The sequence below is a fragment of the Stenotrophomonas sp. 93052_Sma genome, from assembly GCF_056481145.1.
In genome coordinates, this window is record NZ_CM151134.1 from 2,766,683 (window position 1) to 2,783,316 (window position 16,634).

20 protein-coding genes and 1 pseudogene are annotated in these 16,634 nt (G+C 66.2%); 14 read left to right on the forward strand and 7 right to left on the reverse strand.

All coding sequences use genetic code 11. From position 1 onward, the window contains the following. Positions 1-263 precede the first annotated feature (263 nt). Positions 264-1,205 carry an aspartyl protease family protein gene (locus ACZK2V_RS12920; RefSeq protein ID WP_486322443.1) on the forward strand — a complete coding sequence of 314 codons (942 nt, stop codon included), beginning with the start codon at positions 264-266 and terminating at the stop codon, positions 1,203-1,205. A 1-nt stretch (position 1,206) separates the two neighbouring features. On the opposite strand, the gene ACZK2V_RS12925 is transcribed toward ACZK2V_RS12920, so the two are convergent. After that, the gene (locus ACZK2V_RS12925; RefSeq protein WP_486322444.1) at positions 1,207-1,554 is read right to left on the reverse strand and encodes a cation efflux transmembrane domain-containing protein; all 348 of its coding nucleotides are present in this window, start codon (positions 1,552-1,554) and stop codon (positions 1,207-1,209) included. Between the two features lie 121 nt (positions 1,555-1,675). Beyond that, a pseudogene (locus ACZK2V_RS12930) lies at positions 1,676-1,834 on the reverse strand (cation transporter); the annotation flags it as partial. 84 nt (positions 1,835-1,918) lie between these two features. On the opposite strand from ACZK2V_RS12930, the gene ACZK2V_RS12935 reads away from it, so the two are divergent. Together ACZK2V_RS12935 and ACZK2V_RS12940 are read left to right on the forward strand one after the other, a co-directional pair. Next, on the forward strand, positions 1,919-2,329 hold the full coding sequence (locus ACZK2V_RS12935) for a MerR family transcriptional regulator (RefSeq protein WP_277778474.1): 411 nt from the start codon (positions 1,919-1,921) through the stop codon (positions 2,327-2,329). A gap of 73 nt (positions 2,330-2,402) precedes the next feature. Further along, positions 2,403-4,385, forward strand: a complete 1,983-nt coding sequence (locus tag ACZK2V_RS12940) for a TonB-dependent receptor plug domain-containing protein (protein ID WP_486322445.1) — start codon at positions 2,403-2,405, stop codon at positions 4,383-4,385. Here the strand turns inward: ACZK2V_RS12940 and arsH are convergent, their stop codons facing one another. After that, positions 4,386-5,114 (reverse strand): arsenical resistance protein ArsH, encoded by a 729-nt coding sequence (gene arsH / locus ACZK2V_RS12945; RefSeq protein WP_423174212.1) that lies wholly within the window; start codon positions 5,112-5,114, stop codon positions 4,386-4,388. A gap of 17 nt (positions 5,115-5,131) precedes the next feature. Between arsH and ACZK2V_RS12950 the strand changes: the two genes are divergently transcribed. From ACZK2V_RS12950 to ACZK2V_RS12980, 7 genes are all read left to right on the forward strand, one after another. Then, entirely contained in the window at positions 5,132-5,461 is a 330-nt protein-coding gene (locus ACZK2V_RS12950; protein WP_110712550.1) for an ArsR/SmtB family transcription factor, read from the forward strand. 15 nt (positions 5,462-5,476) lie between these two features. Next, on the forward strand, positions 5,477-5,980 hold the full coding sequence (locus tag ACZK2V_RS12955; protein WP_486322446.1) for an arsenate reductase ArsC: 504 nt from the start codon (positions 5,477-5,479) through the stop codon (positions 5,978-5,980). 14 nt (positions 5,981-5,994) lie between these two features. After that, positions 5,995-7,026, forward strand: coding sequence for an ACR3 family arsenite efflux transporter (gene arsB / locus ACZK2V_RS12960; RefSeq protein ID WP_486323326.1), 1,032 nt, complete (start codon positions 5,995-5,997; stop codon positions 7,024-7,026). A gap of 160 nt (positions 7,027-7,186) precedes the next feature. Beyond that, a complete protein-coding gene (locus tag ACZK2V_RS12965) occupies positions 7,187-7,534 on the forward strand; it encodes an RcnB family protein (protein ID WP_180844400.1) in 348 nt (115 codons plus the stop codon). Between the two features lie 72 nt (positions 7,535-7,606). Next, a complete protein-coding gene (locus ACZK2V_RS12970; RefSeq protein WP_329809938.1) occupies positions 7,607-8,143 on the forward strand; it encodes a Cif family virulence factor in 537 nt (178 codons plus the stop codon). Between the two features lie 49 nt (positions 8,144-8,192). Further along, positions 8,193-8,819 carry a hypothetical protein gene (locus ACZK2V_RS12975; protein WP_486322447.1) on the forward strand — a complete coding sequence of 209 codons (627 nt, stop codon included), beginning with the start codon at positions 8,193-8,195 and terminating at the stop codon, positions 8,817-8,819. An 82-nt stretch (positions 8,820-8,901) separates the two neighbouring features. Further along, entirely contained in the window at positions 8,902-9,294 is a 393-nt protein-coding gene (locus tag ACZK2V_RS12980; protein ID WP_486322448.1) for a diacylglycerol kinase, read from the forward strand. 49 nt (positions 9,295-9,343) lie between these two features. On the opposite strand, the gene ACZK2V_RS12985 is transcribed toward ACZK2V_RS12980, so the two are convergent. The 4 genes from ACZK2V_RS12985 to ACZK2V_RS13000 form a co-directional block, all read right to left on the reverse strand. After that, entirely contained in the window at positions 9,344-10,099 is a 756-nt protein-coding gene (locus ACZK2V_RS12985; RefSeq protein ID WP_154352711.1) for a DUF3307 domain-containing protein, read from the reverse strand. Positions 10,100-10,195: 96 nt separating this feature from the next. Then, positions 10,196-10,894: a hypothetical protein gene (locus tag ACZK2V_RS12990; protein WP_154352712.1), complete on the reverse strand. Its 699-nt coding sequence runs from the start codon at positions 10,892-10,894 to the stop codon at positions 10,196-10,198. Between the two features lie 106 nt (positions 10,895-11,000). Next, positions 11,001-11,300 (reverse strand): hypothetical protein, encoded by a 300-nt coding sequence (locus ACZK2V_RS12995; protein ID WP_486322449.1) that lies wholly within the window; start codon positions 11,298-11,300, stop codon positions 11,001-11,003. 84 nt (positions 11,301-11,384) lie between these two features. Continuing rightward, positions 11,385-12,302, reverse strand: a complete 918-nt coding sequence (locus ACZK2V_RS13000; RefSeq protein WP_032129976.1) for a M14 family metallopeptidase — start codon at positions 12,300-12,302, stop codon at positions 11,385-11,387. 144 nt (positions 12,303-12,446) lie between these two features. On the opposite strand from ACZK2V_RS13000, the gene ACZK2V_RS13005 reads away from it, so the two are divergent. From ACZK2V_RS13005 to ACZK2V_RS13020, 4 genes are read left to right on the forward strand one after another with little or no spacing between them, the layout of a single operon-like run. Then, positions 12,447-13,100 carry a DUF3348 family protein gene (locus tag ACZK2V_RS13005; protein WP_486322450.1) on the forward strand — a complete coding sequence of 218 codons (654 nt, stop codon included), beginning with the start codon at positions 12,447-12,449 and terminating at the stop codon, positions 13,098-13,100. 10 nt (positions 13,101-13,110) lie between these two features. Next, positions 13,111-15,375 carry a DUF802 domain-containing protein gene (locus ACZK2V_RS13010; protein ID WP_486322451.1) on the forward strand — a complete coding sequence of 755 codons (2,265 nt, stop codon included), beginning with the start codon at positions 13,111-13,113 and terminating at the stop codon, positions 15,373-15,375. Further along, positions 15,372-16,010 carry an OmpA family protein gene (locus ACZK2V_RS13015; protein WP_486322452.1) on the forward strand — a complete coding sequence of 213 codons (639 nt, stop codon included), beginning with the start codon at positions 15,372-15,374 and terminating at the stop codon, positions 16,008-16,010. The genes ACZK2V_RS13010 and ACZK2V_RS13015 overlap by 4 nt, the downstream gene beginning before the upstream one ends. Next, entirely contained in the window at positions 15,940-16,377 is a 438-nt protein-coding gene (locus ACZK2V_RS13020; RefSeq protein WP_239509137.1) for a DUF2894 domain-containing protein, read from the forward strand. Before ACZK2V_RS13015 ends, ACZK2V_RS13020 begins: the two co-directional genes overlap by 71 nt. The last annotated feature ends 257 nt before the right edge of the window (positions 16,378-16,634 follow it).

Genomic DNA, 16,634 nt, shown 5'->3' on the forward strand with positions numbered 1-16,634 from the left:
AACGCGGGGGTAGAGCCCCATCACGTCATGCTTCGGATCGTCCCTGGTCCGGAATGCGGCAGTGCCACATGCCGCCTTTATCGTTGAAGGCGATGACATATTCAAGTCAAGGCCTGCGACATCCGTCACATTTCCACCCGCGCGGATTCCAGATCCAGCCGATTACCGCGACAGCTTTCGGAGCAGCCTGCGGGCAGGAAACACCTGCAACCGTCTGCATCCCTCACGCATCAGAAGATCCTGGACACCCATGGAACAGGATCATGAGGCGCATTCCCCCGCATCGCCGTACCGCACTTGGCACTCGCCGTTGGCGCAGCACTGCCATCGCCATCCTCACTCTGCTGACGCTTCCCGTGGCCACCCTCGCCTCACCCGTGGCGGATAGCACCTGTACCCTCCCCGCCCGCCCGGGCGAGCGCATCATCGACGTTCCCTTTGACGTCATCGACGGGCGCATCCATGTGCAGGTGCAGGTCAACGGCAGCGGCCCGTACCGCTTCGCCATCGATACCGGCGCCAGCGGCATGGCCCGCGCGGACGCGCGCCTGGTGCGTCAACTGGCGCTGCCGGCGGACGCCAGCACCCGCCACTCCGACGGCGTGCAGACAGCCTGGGCCGATACGGTGCGCATCAACGCCCTCGCGCTCGGAGGGCTGCGCCACAGCGACGTGACCGCGCTCACCCGCGACTACAACGCACGGCAATCCAAAGACGCAGTGTTCGACGGCATCCTTGCGCGCGGATTCTTCGCTGATGGCGTGCTGATCATCGATTACCCGCAACGGCGCCTGCAGTTCCGCCGCGACATCGATCTCCTGCCCGCGCAACCAGACACGCTGGCCTATGCACGCGCCTTCCGCATCCCGGTGAAGATTGGAGCAGTCAGCACGGAGGCGCAGCTGGACACCGGCGCCAACGTCGCGATGGTGCTGCCCACCGCACTCTTCCGGCAGGCCGCCGGTATCGCAGTGACCACCGGGGATCGACTGACCCTCAGTCACGGCGAGGTCGATGGCGGACGCGCACGGCTGGATGCCACCGTATTGATTGGCGGCCTGGCACTGCAGGGGCTGCACGTACGGGTGTCCGAGCGCTATCCCGAAGCGGTGGTGGGCGCCCATGCGCTGCAGGAAGCGGTGGTGCTGATCGATCAGCGCAGCCAACAGGTGGCGATCTGCCCAAGCAGGCACCACCGCAACTGAGTCACTGTCGGCGTGCTGCCCGCCATGCCGGCCACGCTTCCGCGATCACGCCCACTGCCGACCTCAGGAACAACAGGGCGATCACCGCACCGACGACAATGTCCGGCCAGCCGCGCCCGGTCATCGCCACGCCACCTGCGGCTACCAGCACGCCCAGGTTCGCGGCCACGTCATTGCGCGAGCACTCGAACGTGCTCTTCATGTTGATGTTCAAGCTGCGGAAACGCCACAGCAGCGCCAGGCAGGTGAGGTTCGCCACCAGGGCAATGCCACCGAACATCAACATCAGCGTGCTGGACGGTGGCACGCCGTTGACCAGCTTGCCGGCCACTTCGAACACGATGAACACGAAGAAGGCCAGGATCAGCAGGCCCTTGGCCAGCGCCGCGCCCGCTTCCCAGCGCGCCCCGGTTTACCGCCCACAGGCTCAGGCCATAGACGATGGCATCACCCAGCATGTCGACCGCATCGGCCTGCAGGGCGCTGGATCGCGCGGCAAGGCCCGCGCCGAACTCGATGAAGAACATCGCCAGGTTGATTGCCAGCACCGCCACCAGCACCCGCCGCTGGGCGCTGTGCAGCGCTATCGATGCCAGCTCCTGGCGCTTGTGGCCGCAGCACTGGTCCATGGGGGCGCTCCGCCGGGCGTGCCCGGGCTTGAAATGAAAGGGAGCTGCCTTTATCAACCTTGTAGCCCCTACAAGGTCAAGCCCATGACAGCCCCACTCACCATCGGCCAGTTGGCCCGCCAGACAGGCACCAAGGCAGAGACCATCCGCTATTACGAAAAGATCGGCCTGCTGCAGCCGCCGCTGCGTTCGCAGGGCAACTACCGCTGCTACGACGCACAGGACCAACGGCGGCTGGCATTCGTGCGCCGTGCGCGCGAGCTGGGGTTCGCCATCGAGCAGATCCGCGAACTGATCGCCTTCGGCGAACAACGCGAGCACCAGTGCAGTTCGGTGGATGACGTGGTGAAGGCGCACATTGCCGACATCGCGCGCAGGATTGCCGACCTGCAAGTGCTGCAGGGCGAACTGCAGCGGATGATCGGCAACTGCCCCGGCGGGCGCGTGGCCGAATGCCGGGTACTGGAAGCCCTGCGGCCCACACCGGCAGCTTGACCTTGTAGCCGCTTCAAGGTTTACAACGCCGGGTCACTTCGCCACCGTGCGGCCTGGCCGCCCTGACGACACCATGCCCCAGTACCTGCGTTCCACGCCCCTGTTCCTGGCACTCACTACTGCACTCCTTGCCAGCACCGCCCCCGTTTTCGCGCATGAGCCTCCTGCGGCGCATGAAGGCCATGGCGACGAAGCAGTGGAACTGGACGCGGTGACGGTGCAGTCCACACGCTCGGGGCGCCGGGTATCGGACGAGCCCATCCGCGTGGACGTGGTATCGCAGGAAGAGATCGAAGAAAAACAGCTGATGTCGCCCGGCAACGTATCGATGCTGGTCGCCGAGACCGCCGGCGTGCGCGTGCAGAACACCTCGCCAGGCATGGGCGGATCGAACATCCGCATACAGGGACTTCGCGGACGCTACACGCAGCTGCTTGCAGACGGTCTGCCGTTGTATGGAGGGCAATCGTCTTCCATCGGCCTGCTGCAGATCCCGCCTACGGATCTGGGAAGTGTGGAGATCATCAAGGGCAGTGCTTCGGCGCTGTATGGGCCGGCTGCGCTGGGCGGCGTGGTCAACCTGATCTCGCGCCGCACTCGCGACACCCGCGAGGCCGAAGTACTGCTCAATGCCACCAGCCGTGGCGGCCAGGACCTTACCGGCTATGTGGCCGGCCCGTTGGGCGGACACTGGGGCCTGTCGATGGTGGGCGGCTATCACCGCCAGGATCGGCAGGACCTGGATGGCGACGGGTGGGCGGACATGCCTGGCTACGAACGCATGACCCTGCGCCCGCGCGTGTTCTGGGAATCGGAAGACGGCGCGCGTGCGTTGCTGACCGCGGGTGCTACCCGGGAAAACCGCCAGGGCGGCACCCTGCCCGGCCGGGTTGTGGCTGATGGGCAGCCCTTCACATTGACCCAGCACACCGAACGCTATGACGCTGGCGCGGTGGTCGAACTGCCCATGCGTGAAAGTGATCGCCTGCAGCTGCGCGCTTCGGCAATGACCACACGCCATCGGCACCGCTACGGCGCATCGCCGGAAAACGACACCCATCAGACCGGCTTCGCCGAGTTGAGCTATGGCTCAGGTTTCGGCAACACGAATTGGCTGGCTGGCGTGGCCGCGCAGCAGGACCGCTTCCGCTCGCGCCAGTTCCAGTCCTTCGACTACCGCTATACGGTACCCGCTGTATTCGTACAGGCAGAGCAGACGCTGCTCGATGATCTGATCCTGTCAGGCAGCGCACGCTGGGATGAGCACAGTGCCTATGGCAACCACTTCAGCCCGCGCCTGTCACTGCTGTTCCGCCCTCGCGACTGGACCGTGCGTGCATCGCTGGGCAAGGGATTCCATGCACCCACGCCCTTCGTGGAAGGGATCGAGGCTGCAGGATTGTCACGACTCGAACCACTACAAGGCCTGCGCGCCGAGACGGCGACCACCGGTGCCATCGATGTCGGCTATGCGCAGGGTGCCTGGGAAGCGAATCTGAGCCTGTTCGCATCGAACATCGATCATGCGGTCCGATTGGTTGATTCCACGACGATGCCCGGCGAGCGCGTGCAACTGGTGAGTGTGCAGGGCATGACCCGCACACGTGGCAGCGAACTGTTGCTGCGCTACCGCTGGCAGGACGTCACGGTGACCGGCAGCTACGTCTACACCGACGCGCGGGAGCCCGGCGTGGAGGGAGTTGGCCGCAGGACGGTCGCACTGACTCCACGCCATACTGCCGGACTGGTCGCGATGTGGGAGCAGCATGGCCGGGGCCGGGTGGGTCTTGAGGCGTACTACACCGGAATCCAGGTACTGGATGACAACCCGTGGCGCCAGCGCAGCCGGCCGTATGTAGAGCTGGGCGCTCTGGGTGAAATCGTATTGGGCAAGGTCAGCCTGTTCCTCAACCTGGAAAACCTGCTCAACGTGCGACAGAGCGGCTACAACCCGATGTTGCGCCCACGCCGCGCCGACGACGGGCAGTGGACGGTGGATGCCTGGGCGCCGTTGGAGGGTTTCGTGGCCAACGGCGGCATGCGCGTGAAGTTCTAGTCAGACGCCGGTCGCTCCCGCCGCCCGCGCCAGCTCCACCGCCAACGCATCGCCCTTGCGCTCGCTGTAACGGTCCACGAGGTAGTCGGCGCGGCCGCGGGTGAGCAGCGTGAACTTCACCAGTTCTTCGACCACATCCACCACACGATCGTAGTAGGGCGAAGGCTTCATCCGCCCGTCTTCGTCGAACTCCTGCCAGGCCTTGGCCACCGACGACTGGTTGGGAATGGTCAGCATGCGCATCCAGCGGCCCAGTACCCGCAGCGTATTGACCGTGTTGAACGACTGCGAACCGCCGCAGACCTGCATCACCGCCAGCGTCCGGCCCTGGGTCGGCCGCACGCTGCCGTCTTCCAGTGGCAGCCAGTCGATCTGGTTCTTGAACACGCCGGTCACCGTGCCGTGCCGCTCCGGGCTGACCCACACCTGCCCTTCCGACCAGTGCGACCACTCGCGCAGCCGCTGCACTTCCGGATGCCCCTTGTCCACGCTGTCCAGCAGCGGCAAGGCATGTGGATCGAACACGCGCGTTTCGCAGCCCAGATGCTGCAGCAGGCGTTCGGCCTCCAGTGCCAGCTTGCGGCTGAACGATTGCGGACGCAGTGAGCCATACAGCAGCAGGATGCGTGGCGGTCCCTGGCGTTCGGCCGCTAACCGCTGGTGATCTGGCTGGGGAAGCGAAGCCTCCCTCAGATGGGGCAGCGAAGGACTTGTGATCGACTTGTTCATTCGACTATTCTAGAAATATGGAAACATCAAATGCAATCGCTGCGCTCACCGCACTCGGCCACGCCACCCGCCTGGCAGCCTTCCGCCTGCTGGTCGAAGCCGGCCCGGCCGGTCGCATGGCCGGGGACATCGCCACAGCCCTCCAGGTTCCTCCCGCCACCCTCAGCTTCCACCTGAAGGAGCTGGTACAGGCAGGACTGGTCGAGAGCGAGAGCCGGGGCCGCCACGTCTGCTACCGCGCGAATTTCAGCGCAATGACCGGCCTGATCGAGTACCTCACGCACAACTGCTGCGCCGGTTCGCCCAGCGAACAGTGCGCGCCGTTGGGCAATCCCTGCAGCTGCTGATTCGGAAACGCCATCATGTCCCGCTCCATCCTGTTTCTCTGCACCGGCAACAGCGCCCGCAGTGTGCTGGCCGAAGCCACCCTGCGCGCATGGGGCGGCGGCCGCTTCACGGCCTACAGTGCCGGCAGCCACCCGACCGGCCAGGTCAATCCGTTCGCGCTTGCACAGCTTCGCGCCGAAGGCATGCCGGTCGTGGGACTGCGCAGCAAATCCTGGGATGAGTTCGCCGACGCGGCTCCGATGGATCTGGTGATCACCGTCTGCGATGCAGCGGCAGCGGAAGCCTGCCCCGTAGTGTTTGGTGATTTCATCCGCAGCCATTGGGGTCTGCCGGACCCAGCCGAGGCAGAGGGCAGCGATGCCGACAAGGCTGCCGCCTTCGCCCACGCGCATGCCATCGTGAAGGCACGCGTGCAGGCCCTGCTGGCGCTGCCCGGGCACGTGTGGCAGGACCGCGGAATGCTGCAGCAGGCGCTGGACCAGATCGGCCATCTGCTGCCGGCAGCGCGCTCGCCATGAGCACAGCGGCACCCATGGGCCTGTTCGAGCGCCACCTGACGCTCTGGGTCGCGCTGTGCATCATCGTCGGCACGCTGCTCGGGCACTTCCTGCCAGGTGCTTTCGCCTCCCTGGCGGCGGCTGAAGTGGCCAAGGTCAACCTTCCGGTGGCGGTGCTGATCTGGCTGATGATCATTCCGATGCTGCTGCGGGTGGATTTCGGTGCGATGCGCCAGCTGGGGCAGCACTGGAAAGGCATCGGGGTGACGCTGTTCATCAACTGGGCGGTGAAGCCGTTCTCGATGGCGCTGCTGGGCTGGCTCTTCCTGCGCCACGTCTTTGCGGACTGGCTGCCCGCCGGCCAGATCGACAGCTATATCGCCGGCCTGATCCTGCTGGCCGCCGCGCCTTGCACGGCCATGGTGTTCGTGTGGAGCAACCTGTGCCGCGGCGATGCCAACTTCACGCTGAGCCAGGTGGCACTGAACGACGCGATCATGGTGGTGGCCTATGCACCCGTGGTGGCGCTGCTGCTGGGGCTGTCGGCCATCACCGTGCCGTGGGATACGTTGCTGCTGTCGGTCGGCCTGTACATCGTGGCGCCGGTGCTGGTGGCCGCGGTGCTGCGGCGCTGGATCCTGTCACGCCATGGCGAATCCGGGCTGCAGACGGCGCTGCGCCGGCTGGGGCCACTGTCACTGTTGGCGCTGCTGCTGACGCTGGTGCTGCTGTTCGGGTTCCAGGGCCAGCAGATCGTGCAGCAGCCGCTGGTGATTGCGGTGATCGCGGTCCCGATCCTGATCCAGGTCTATTTCACCTCCGGCCTGGCCTACCTGCTCAACCGGCGCCTGGGTGTGGCGCATTGTGTGGCCGGGCCGTCGGCACTGATCGGCGCCAGCAACTTCTTCGAACTGGCGGTGGCGACGGCCGTGGGCCTGTTCGGTGTCCACTCCGGTGCGGCGCTGGCCACGGTGGTGGGGGTGCTGATTGAAGTACCCGTGATGCTTTCGGTGGTCAAGATCGTGAACCGATCGCGCGACTGGTATGAGGTACGCGAGCGCGCCTGAGGCAGCCATGCCGGAGGCCGCTGCGTCGTGCCCGAGCCACCAGTTGCAACGCCGTGGAATGCGCCCAGCTGCAACGGTGACAGCTCAAAAGTCCGTTCACACTCCCTGATCCATACTTCACGGCACGACGCCGCATGCAGCGGCAAGCCCGGAGGTTGCGATGAACACCGCACGCTTGTTCGCCATCGTTTTGACCACGGCTGCCGCGCTGGCCGCGGCACCGGCCTTCGCCGATCCTCCGCACCATGCGCGCGGCAACGGGCCACCGCCGCACGCCGGTGGCCCGCACAACCGCGATGCGCCGCCGCCGGGCTGGCAGAAGAAGGCCTGGCGTCGCGGCGAGCGCCTGCCATGGGCGGAAGTGGACCGCCGTTACTGGGTGGATGACTATGCGCGCTACCACCTGCGCGAGCCGGGCCGCGACCAGCGTTGGGTCCGGCAGTCCGATAGCGAGTACCTGCTGGTGGAGATTGCTACCGGGTTGATCATCGACGCGCTGCATCGTTGAATGAGGGGATGCGCCGGGGCACCGATGTGACGAAACGTCCCGGCAGCATCCCCTTGTCCCCGGAAGCTGCAGATGCAGACATCAAGAGCACCACTCGCCCTCCTCGCGCTTCTGCTGTCAGCCTCGCCAGGCCATGCCGGCAACAACAGTCCAGCCCACAGTCCAGCTGATGAAAAAGCCATCGAACAGGTGGTCGAATCGTTCCGCACCTCGTTGATCAACAAGGACAAGCCGACCTACATGGGCCTGTTCTTCTCGGACAAGGCGGAAGACATCGGCTGGCAGTTTGTCTCCGAGGATGTGCGCCTGCAGGACATCCGCAAGGCCAAGCCCGATGCGATCAAGGCACGGCAGATTCCCGCCAACAACTTCATCGCGCTGATCGACGGCGTCGTTGCGTCGCCGAAACCGAAGGAGGAGAAATTCTTCAACACGAAGATCGAAACGGATGGCGATGTGGCCTCGGTGTCGTTTGACTACAGCTTCCACGACGATGGAGTGAAGACCAACTGGGGCAAGGAGATGTGGCAACTGGTCCGCACCGAGCGGGGCTGGAAGATCTTCTCGGTGATCTACTCGATGCGCGATTCACGCAGCCCGGCCGAATGAGTGATCTGTCAGACTGGCGCCCACCGTTCACCTACGCCAGCCAGACCCGATGACCCGGATTGCCGACCTCAACGCCGACCAGCTCGCCCACCACGCGCTCAACATCTTCATCGCCCAGGGCCGTCACGTGGAAGGCGCACGGGTGATCTACCGGGCGCTGCAGCTGGACCCGGACCATCCCGCTGCACTGCGCTGCCTGAGCGATTTCCTGGCCCACCAGGGCACCGAGCCGTTCGCAGCGGCCACGCTGGAGCACGCGCTGTCCGGCGCCGTTCCACTGAATGACGATGCGCGCCGGATGCTGGATGACCTGCGCTTCCTCGACATCTGGTCCTGGGGATTCTCCCGGCACGTCTCCGGCGAAACCAATCTCAGCGGCGAAGCCTTCCAGCAGCGCGAGGACTTCATCTTCGATGGCCCGGCCTATGCGGCCTTCCTCAACACGGTCACCGAGCCGGCCGGTTCGCTGCAGGGTGCCTTCCAGGCGGCCGTCCGCATCTGCGCGCTGATGTCCGGCCTGCTGAGCCATGCGGAGAAGGACAATCCGGCGTTCGATGATGTGCTGCGATCCTCCGCCTTCGTCGAGACCGAGGCGTACCCGGCTTGGCTGGCCTCGCCGACGGACGATCTGGATGCCCTCGACCAGACCATCCAGGCGCAGCGCCAGGCCGGCTGAAGGAAAATCCAACGGGCGTCCGACGCTTTCCCGACGCCCGCCTGCACATCCTGTCGTGAGATCACTTCATGGCAGGACCGGCATGCAGCCACCCTCCCCCAAGGACAGCGGCAAGTACCCGCATGGCAAGACCGGCCTCCGCCGCATCTTCTACACGCTGATCCATTCGCGCGACGGCTTCATCGCCACCTTCCGTGGCGAAGCGGCCTTCCGGCAGCTGTTGCTGCTGCATGCGCTGCTGATCGCCACCGCGTTCCTGCTGGACATCAGCCGAGTCGAACGCGCCGTGGTGCTGGCGGTCTGCTTCATCAGCCTGCTGGTGGAGCTGCTGAACTCGGCCATCGAAGCGGTGGTCGACCGCATCTCGCTTGACCACCACCCACTTTCCAAGAACGCCAAGGACATGGGCAGCGCCGCCCAGACCACCGCACTGCTGATGGTCGGCTCGGTGTGGGGCGTGATCCTGCTGGGTTAGCTCGCGCCCGACCCGCCGGGCATGGCCCGGTGCCACAACGCCGCAGCCGCTAGCGCCAATGCGAGATGGCGAGCTTGGTCAACATGGTTGCGGCGATGGCCCAACCGAAGCTCAGCATGGTACCGATGATCACATATTCGGTGTGTGCCCGCGCCTGCCGGTCGGCGAAGCGCAGCACCGATTTGGCGGCCAGCATCAACCCCACGCCCTCCGGCTGGCCCGGCAGCAGGAACATGAAGATCAAGCCTCTTTCCAGCCGCCCGATATAGCGCCCTGCGGTCTGCATGCCCTTGTGATCGTCGCCCTGCACGGCTGCGGTCGTAGGCGCCGATTCGGCGCTTCCCATATTGAGTCCTGCCGTGAACGGCGCAAGCAGCTTCTCCACCAGGACGCCGCCGACGTTGACCACCAGGATCAAGCCGCTCGCGATCGACATGCCCTGATACATCAACAGTTGGACCTGGGTCGGGATCATCCCGTACCAGCCATCGCGGGCAACGTGAGGGAACATCAACGCGATCAACACGATGAAGGCGATATGCACCAACTGGTCAATGACGAATGCGTGCACGCCATCGGGGAGCCAATGCACCTTGATCCAGTCCATCACCGCATGGCTGAAACCGATGATGAGATAGACCCACGGGTTGATTGAACCGGTCAGCGCGGCGATGACGAGCAGCACCACTGCTACGTGCAGTAGCAGGCCATGCAGTTCCTGCTTGCGCGCGATCATCTTCGTGGTCTGCAGCACGAAATCGGCGACAAGGTGAGCGGTCAACAGTACGAGCAGCGTTTCAAGCATGTCCTTTCTGCCTGTGAGTCCTTCCTGTGGCTCGCGTCGCGATAGCCAAGTCGCCGCGAAAAGCAACGAAATTTAGTTGCTTAAGCCAAAGCAACGCTATTTAGTTGCTTTTCCAGAACCGTGAATGCTCCCGTACGGCTGCATCAGTGCACGTTCAGCCGCGGTGATCAGCGCCAGCAAGGCAAAGACGCCAGCATCGTGATAGACCCGGTTCACCGATTGTCGGTGCCGGTTCAACGCATTGGCAGCTTCCAACTGCGAGGGGGCATCGGGGATCAGAAACAACGACGCCACCTCAGCCTGACTGCGTGTCCAGCGCGCAACAATAACATCGCAGGCAGACACCACTGCCGGTAACCAGTACAGATCCTCCCGTTGTACTGGCAGGGCTACGTCCATGTCCTGCGTGCGCCCCATGGATTCAAGCAACCGACCGGACAGCACGAATGCCTCACCCAGCGAACGCGACACCGCCTTCCGGTCCAATGCCTCTACCGTACCCAGTCCAATCGCGATCCGCGTGCGCGCCCGCGACTCCGACGCGGCAAGCTTGGCCTTGATCCAGGTCGCCAACCTCAGGAAACCGTGCGGCTGGGTGACCGCCAGCTGCCAGGCGTCGCCCCGGTAGAACTCGGGGCCGACAATGCCCGGCAAAGGCCACTCCATGGCCTGGGCCACGGCAACGGAAATCACTTCACGGACGTCATCAATGGTGGCCGCGTCCATCTCCGTGGACTTGACCAGGTCGCCGGTAAGCACGGCGATCAGATCAGACGATGTATCGGGCATGTTCATACCTTGGGCTGCACAGGCTGTACCTCACAGGACATCTGCGGCTGGCCAGCGCCGGCCACATCTGTGCCAGGCCCGCTCAACGCCATTCTACCGTCGTAGCGGTTGATCACCGCCTGCAGCCTGCCCGCGCCAGCGATCGAAGGAAAATCCAGCCGATACAGGTTCGCCTCCACCTCCAGCTTGCCGCGCGCGCGCTCGGACGGTTGACCCAGACCACCGACGCCTGGCCGGAGTCCAGGATCAACACCATCGGCGCCTGGGGCGTGGCGCTTGTGCTGCTGCAGGACAGCTGGATCACCCGCGGCGGCGTCAGATCGAGCGCCGACAGCTTGCATCCACCGAGTGCGGTCGTCGCTACCAGGACCGACACGAGTGATGGCCGGAGCAGAATCTTGGTCGTGGTCATCGCCCGATCGTAACCCGACAATCGATCCTGTGACCCGGCGCATCGTGCAGGAACCTGCCGGGTCCGCTTGCACACCCACGTGCCTTACTTCGTCAGGGCGAAATCCAGGCCTGCGCACACCGCCGCCACCTGCGCATCATTGCATTCCTGCGGGTTGGTGCGCGGGCTGTCCGGGTAGACCTCGGTGGTGGTGGCAAAGCGCGCGTCGGTGAAGCCGGCGCAGGCGCCGATCGAACGCGACTCGCCCCAGACCACGCCCGGCGACTGCAGCGGCAGGCCGACCAGGTTGCCTTCGGCGTCTGCCGGGGCGATGTGGGTGATGGGCGCCACTGCGGCGATCAGGGCCTTCTGGAACTCGGCCTGCGGATCTTCACTGTTGCCGATCACGTAGAAGCCATCCGGAATGGTGTCGCGCTCGAACGGCTTGCCGTCGCGGGCGCAGCGCGCCGGATCGAACTCGTGCAGGTCGCTGTCGGTGGTCTCGTGCAGGTCCAGGTGCACCAGCAGGTTCGGCTTGCGCTCGGCCACCCAGCGCATCAGCGCGGCGGCTTCCTCGATCTGGCCGCCGTCACGGAAGCTGCGGTTCGGGTCGATGGCATCCGGGTTCCAGCGCTGGATGCGCTCGTAGCCCCACGGGCTGACGCACGGCGCCACGATCAGGTTCAGCCGGCCCAGGTAACGCTCGGCCTGCTGTTCCAGGAACTGCAGGGCGCCATGCACGCCGCTGGTCTCGTAGCCATGCACGCCACCGGTGATCAACGCGGTCGGCAGCGCCGGGTTCCAGTCGTGGTTGACCACGGCGAACAGCGGGTAATGGTCCGGCGCATAGTCCAGCTGGCCGTACTGGATCACGTCGAAACTGTCGTCCAGGCGTTCAAGGGCGGCCACCACGTCGTCGTGGTAGCTGCGCTGACGCTGCTGGCGCGCCCGCCACTGTGCGCGTTCCGCGTCGCCCCAGGGCTGTCCGGGGGTGCCGATCGGGTAGAACTGCGCAACAGTCATTGGGTACTCCAAGGGTCGAACGGGATGGGTGCAGCCGGTCATTCTAAGCCTTGTCGCGCCTGCGGGTCCCCTCCCCCGCCCCGCCTTCATCCAGGCAGGGTCATCTGGTTGTAAAATCAACGGTTTTTGGCCCCTCACCCCTTGATGGCGAAAGCAGCGCAGCCGGTCCTGGGTGGACCGGAATTCCTCCGCCTGCTCGCCCGTCTCAGCGACGGCGCGATGCCGGCCAGCAGTCCCGCCCTGACCGATCGCCTCGGCCAATGGGTGGACTGGAGCCGTGCCGTGGCCCTGTCCGGGGCGCTCGGCGGACGCCTGCCCGAGCCGGGTGAGGCCACCGAAGCGGCCGGGGATGTGCTGGACGACTGCGCCCAGGCCCATGCCAGCCTGCTGGCCTCGATCAGTGAGGATGCCGAGGCCGAGCGCCTGCTGGATCTGGCCGAAGCCGCCGCCGCACCCAACTTCGCCTCGCTGCGCCAGCGCTACCGGGTACTGCAGCAGGCCATCCAGACCGCCACCGGGCGCCTGCGGGGCCGCCTGCGCGATCAGCTGGTGCAGGCTTCACCCGAGCTGGCACGGCTGGCCGAGGTCGATGCGGTGATGGAACAGACCCTCACCCCGCGCGAGCACAGCCTGCTGGCCACCGCGCCGGCGGTGCTCGGCGCCCGTTTTGAACGCGTGCACGGCCAGCCCGGCTGGCGCACGGCCTTCCGCCATGACATGCGCACCCTGCTGCTTGCCGAGCTGCAGCTGCGCTTCCACCCGATCGAAGGGCTGCAAGACGCCCTGCGCTCCCACTGACCGGAACACCATGTCCAGAACTGCTTTCCATGTCGTTGTTTTCCTTGTCGGCCTGCTGGCCGTGTGCTGGATCGGCATTGGCTACGTTTCGGTGCATCCGCTGGGTGCAGCGGTGGCGGCGATCATCGCGGCCTGCTACATCGCTGGTGGGGTGGAGCTGTACCGTTACCGCCAGGCCAGCAACGGCCTGCGCAGCGCGCTGAGTGACCTGTCCAGCGCGAAGGAAAGCCTTGCCCCCTGGCTGGAGCGCGTGCCGATGGGCCTGCGCAACGCCGTGCGCCTGCGCGTGGAAGGCGAGCGCACCGCCCTGCCCGCGCCGGTGCTGACCCCCTATCTGGTTGGCCTGCTGGTGCTGCTGGGCATGCTCGGCACCCTGCTCGGCATGATGGACACGCTGCGCGGCACTGGACTGGCCCTGCAGAGCGCGACCGACATGGCAGCCATCCGCGGCTCGCTGGCCTCGCCGGTACAGGGCCTGGCGGTGGCCTTCGGCACCTCGATCGCCGGTGTGGCCAGCTCCGCCATGCTCGGCCTGCTGGCAGCGCTGCTGCGCCGCGACCGCCTGCAGGCCGTGCAGCAGCTGGACCGCGCCATTGCCGGCGACCTGCACCCATACTCGCAGGCCTGGCAGCGCGCCGAATCGCTGCGCCTGCTGCAGGCGCAGTCCGCCGCACTGCCGGCGCTGGTCGACCGCCTGCAGGCGATGACCAACAGCTTCGAACAGCACAGTGCAGCCGCCAATGAGCGCCTGCTGGCCGGCCAGGCCGAGTTCCTGACCCAGAGCCAAGCGCTGCAGGAACGCCTGGCCGTCTCGCTGCAGCAGTCGCTGCGCGAGGGTGCCGAGGCCAGCGCCGCCGCCATCGGTGGCGCGCTGCAGCCGATGGCCGAGACCACCCTGGCCGGACTGGCCCACCATGGTGAGGCGCTGCATGCCCGTGTCGAACAGGCGGTGCAGCAGCAGTTGTCTGGCCTGAGCGAAGGCTTCGAGCGCAGCCGCGTGGCGACCGAGGCCAGCTGGGCCAAGGCGTTGAGTGAACAGAGCCAGACACAGCAGGCACTGGTCAGTGATCTGCGTCAGCACCTGCAGGCCTTCAGCGATGGCCAGGGCACGCAGGCCGAAGCACTGGTGACACGCATCGGCGAGCGCCTGCATGCCGATGCCAGCGGCAATGCCGAGGCCTGGCGCGCCGCCGCCGAACAGCAGCAGGCACTGAACAGCGCGCTGGTCGAACGCCAGCAGCAGGCATTGCTGGCCACCAGCGAGCATCTGGACGCGCGTGCGCAGGCGCTGCTGCAGGCACTGGAACAGCATCACAGCGCCAGCCAGTCGCTGCTGCAGGATCATGAAGAGCAGCGCTCGCAGCAGTGGCAGGCCGCGCAGGCCGCCGCCGCGACCGCGCACGCCGAACTGCAGGCCAGCCTGGACAGCCGCGAGCAGCAGCGCCAGGCACGCTGGGATGCGGTCAGTGCCGAACTGCAGCAGGCCCACGCCGCGCTGCAGGCCCAGCTGCAGCGCGGCGACGAACAGCGCCTGCAGCGCTGGAGCGATGCCCTGCAGCACGTTTCCGCCGATCTGGCCGAGCGCCTGCAAGCCAACGGTGAACGCCTGGCCGCGCAGCAGCAGCAGGTCTGCGACACGCTGGCGGCCACCGCACAGCAGATCGGCGAGAACGGCCGCGCCCAGGCCAGCGCCACGCTGGCGGAAGTGTCCACCCTGCTGCAGACCGCCGCCGCTGCGCCGAAGGCCGCCGCCGACGTCATCAACGAGCTGCGCAGCACGCTCTCCGAGAGCCTGGTGCGCGACAACGCGATGCTGGAAGAGCGCGGCCGCCTGCTGGCCACCGTGCAGACCCTGCTGGATGCGATCAACCATGCTTCGCACGAGCAGCGCACCGCGGTGGACGCGCTGGTCGGCGGTTCGGCCGAGCTGCTGGAACGCGTCGGCAACCGCTTCACTGATCATATCGCCGCCGAGACCGGCAAGCTGGATGGCATTGCCGCAGCGCTCAGCGGCAGCGCCGGTGACGTCGGCCAGCTGGCTGGCGCCTTCGGCGACGCGGTTGCGCAGTTCGGCAGCGCTTCCACCGAGCTGTCCGGCCGCCTGGAACAGATCGGCGGCGCACTGGATGCCTCGCTGGCGCGCAGCGACGAGCAGCTGGCCTACTACGTGGCGCAGGCGCGCGAGGTGGTCGAGCTCAGCCTGCTGTCGCAGAAGCAGGTGATGGAAGAACTGCAGCAGCTGGCCGCGCGCCGCGGCAAGGCCGGCAGCGCATGAGCGACGAGCTGGAGGTCGACGGCGGCTCACACGCCCCGATCTGGGCCGCCTTCGGCGACCTGATGTCGGTGCTGCTGGGCGCGTTCGTGCTGATACTGGTCGGTGTGGTTGCCGTGCAGCTGGAGCTGTCGCAGCGACTGGACCAGGAAGTGAAGCAGCGCCAGGCCGAAGCCAAGCGCCTGCAGACCCTGGAACAGGCGCTGGCGGGCCCGCTGGCCGCCGGTCGCGTGACCCTGGTCGATGGACGCATCGGCATCAGTGGCAGCGTGTTGTTTACACTGAACTCGGACCAGCTGCAGCCGGAAGGCCAGGAGCTGCTGCGCAGCCTGGCTGCGCCGCTGGCCGCCTACCTGGGCACGCGCGAAGAGATTCTGATGGTCAGCGGCTTCACCGATGACGCACCGGTGCGCGAAGGCAATCGTCGCTTTGCCGACAACTGGGAGCTGTCAGCGCAGCGATCGCTGACCGTGACCCGCACGTTGATTGCCGATGGCGTACCGGCCGATGCGGTGTTTGCCGCCGCGTTCGGCAGCGAGCAGCCTGTCAGCTCCAATGCCAGCGAAGATGGCCGCGCGCGCAACCGTCGCGTGGAAATCGCACCGATTCCCAAGCCCAAGGCCGCGGATGCCAAGTAAGCCGCCCGCACTGGATGGCCTGCGCGCACTGGTGCGCGATCTCGATGCGGGATCGCGTTCGCTGCCGCATTACCCGCAGGTGCCGATGCTGCAGCAGGTGCAGCGCGAGTGGTCGGAACTGCGCAGCGAACTGCAGGTACGCCGCTCGCTGCGCACCGAGGCCCCGGCCGATGGCGGTCCGCTGAATTCGGCGGTGCTGGTGCAACGCATGCTGGACACGATGCAGGCGACCAGCCCTGGCTACCTGCGGCATTTCATCGACTACGTGGACACCCTGTCCTGGCTGCAGGCGCTGCAGGATGGCGCCGCCAGCGGCGGCGATACCGCGAAGCCGAAGCGCACGCGCAAGCCGCGCAACGCGGGTTGATCGCGCGTTGATGCCGACCTCGTTCGGCCCCCCTGGATACGACAATCCTGTTCCGCGCTCCTGGTAGACGCCAACCTTGGTTGGCGCTCCACCAACGATGCCGCGCATGCCAACCAAGGTTGGCATCTACCAATGCACGCGTCGGCATGCACGCGTGTAGCGGTGTCACCAGACAGTCATCTGTCTAGCGCACCATTTTCACGTTGATCCACGGCGCCTGCAGCGCCACCGGTCGCATCGCTTGTCTCCCCTTTTGA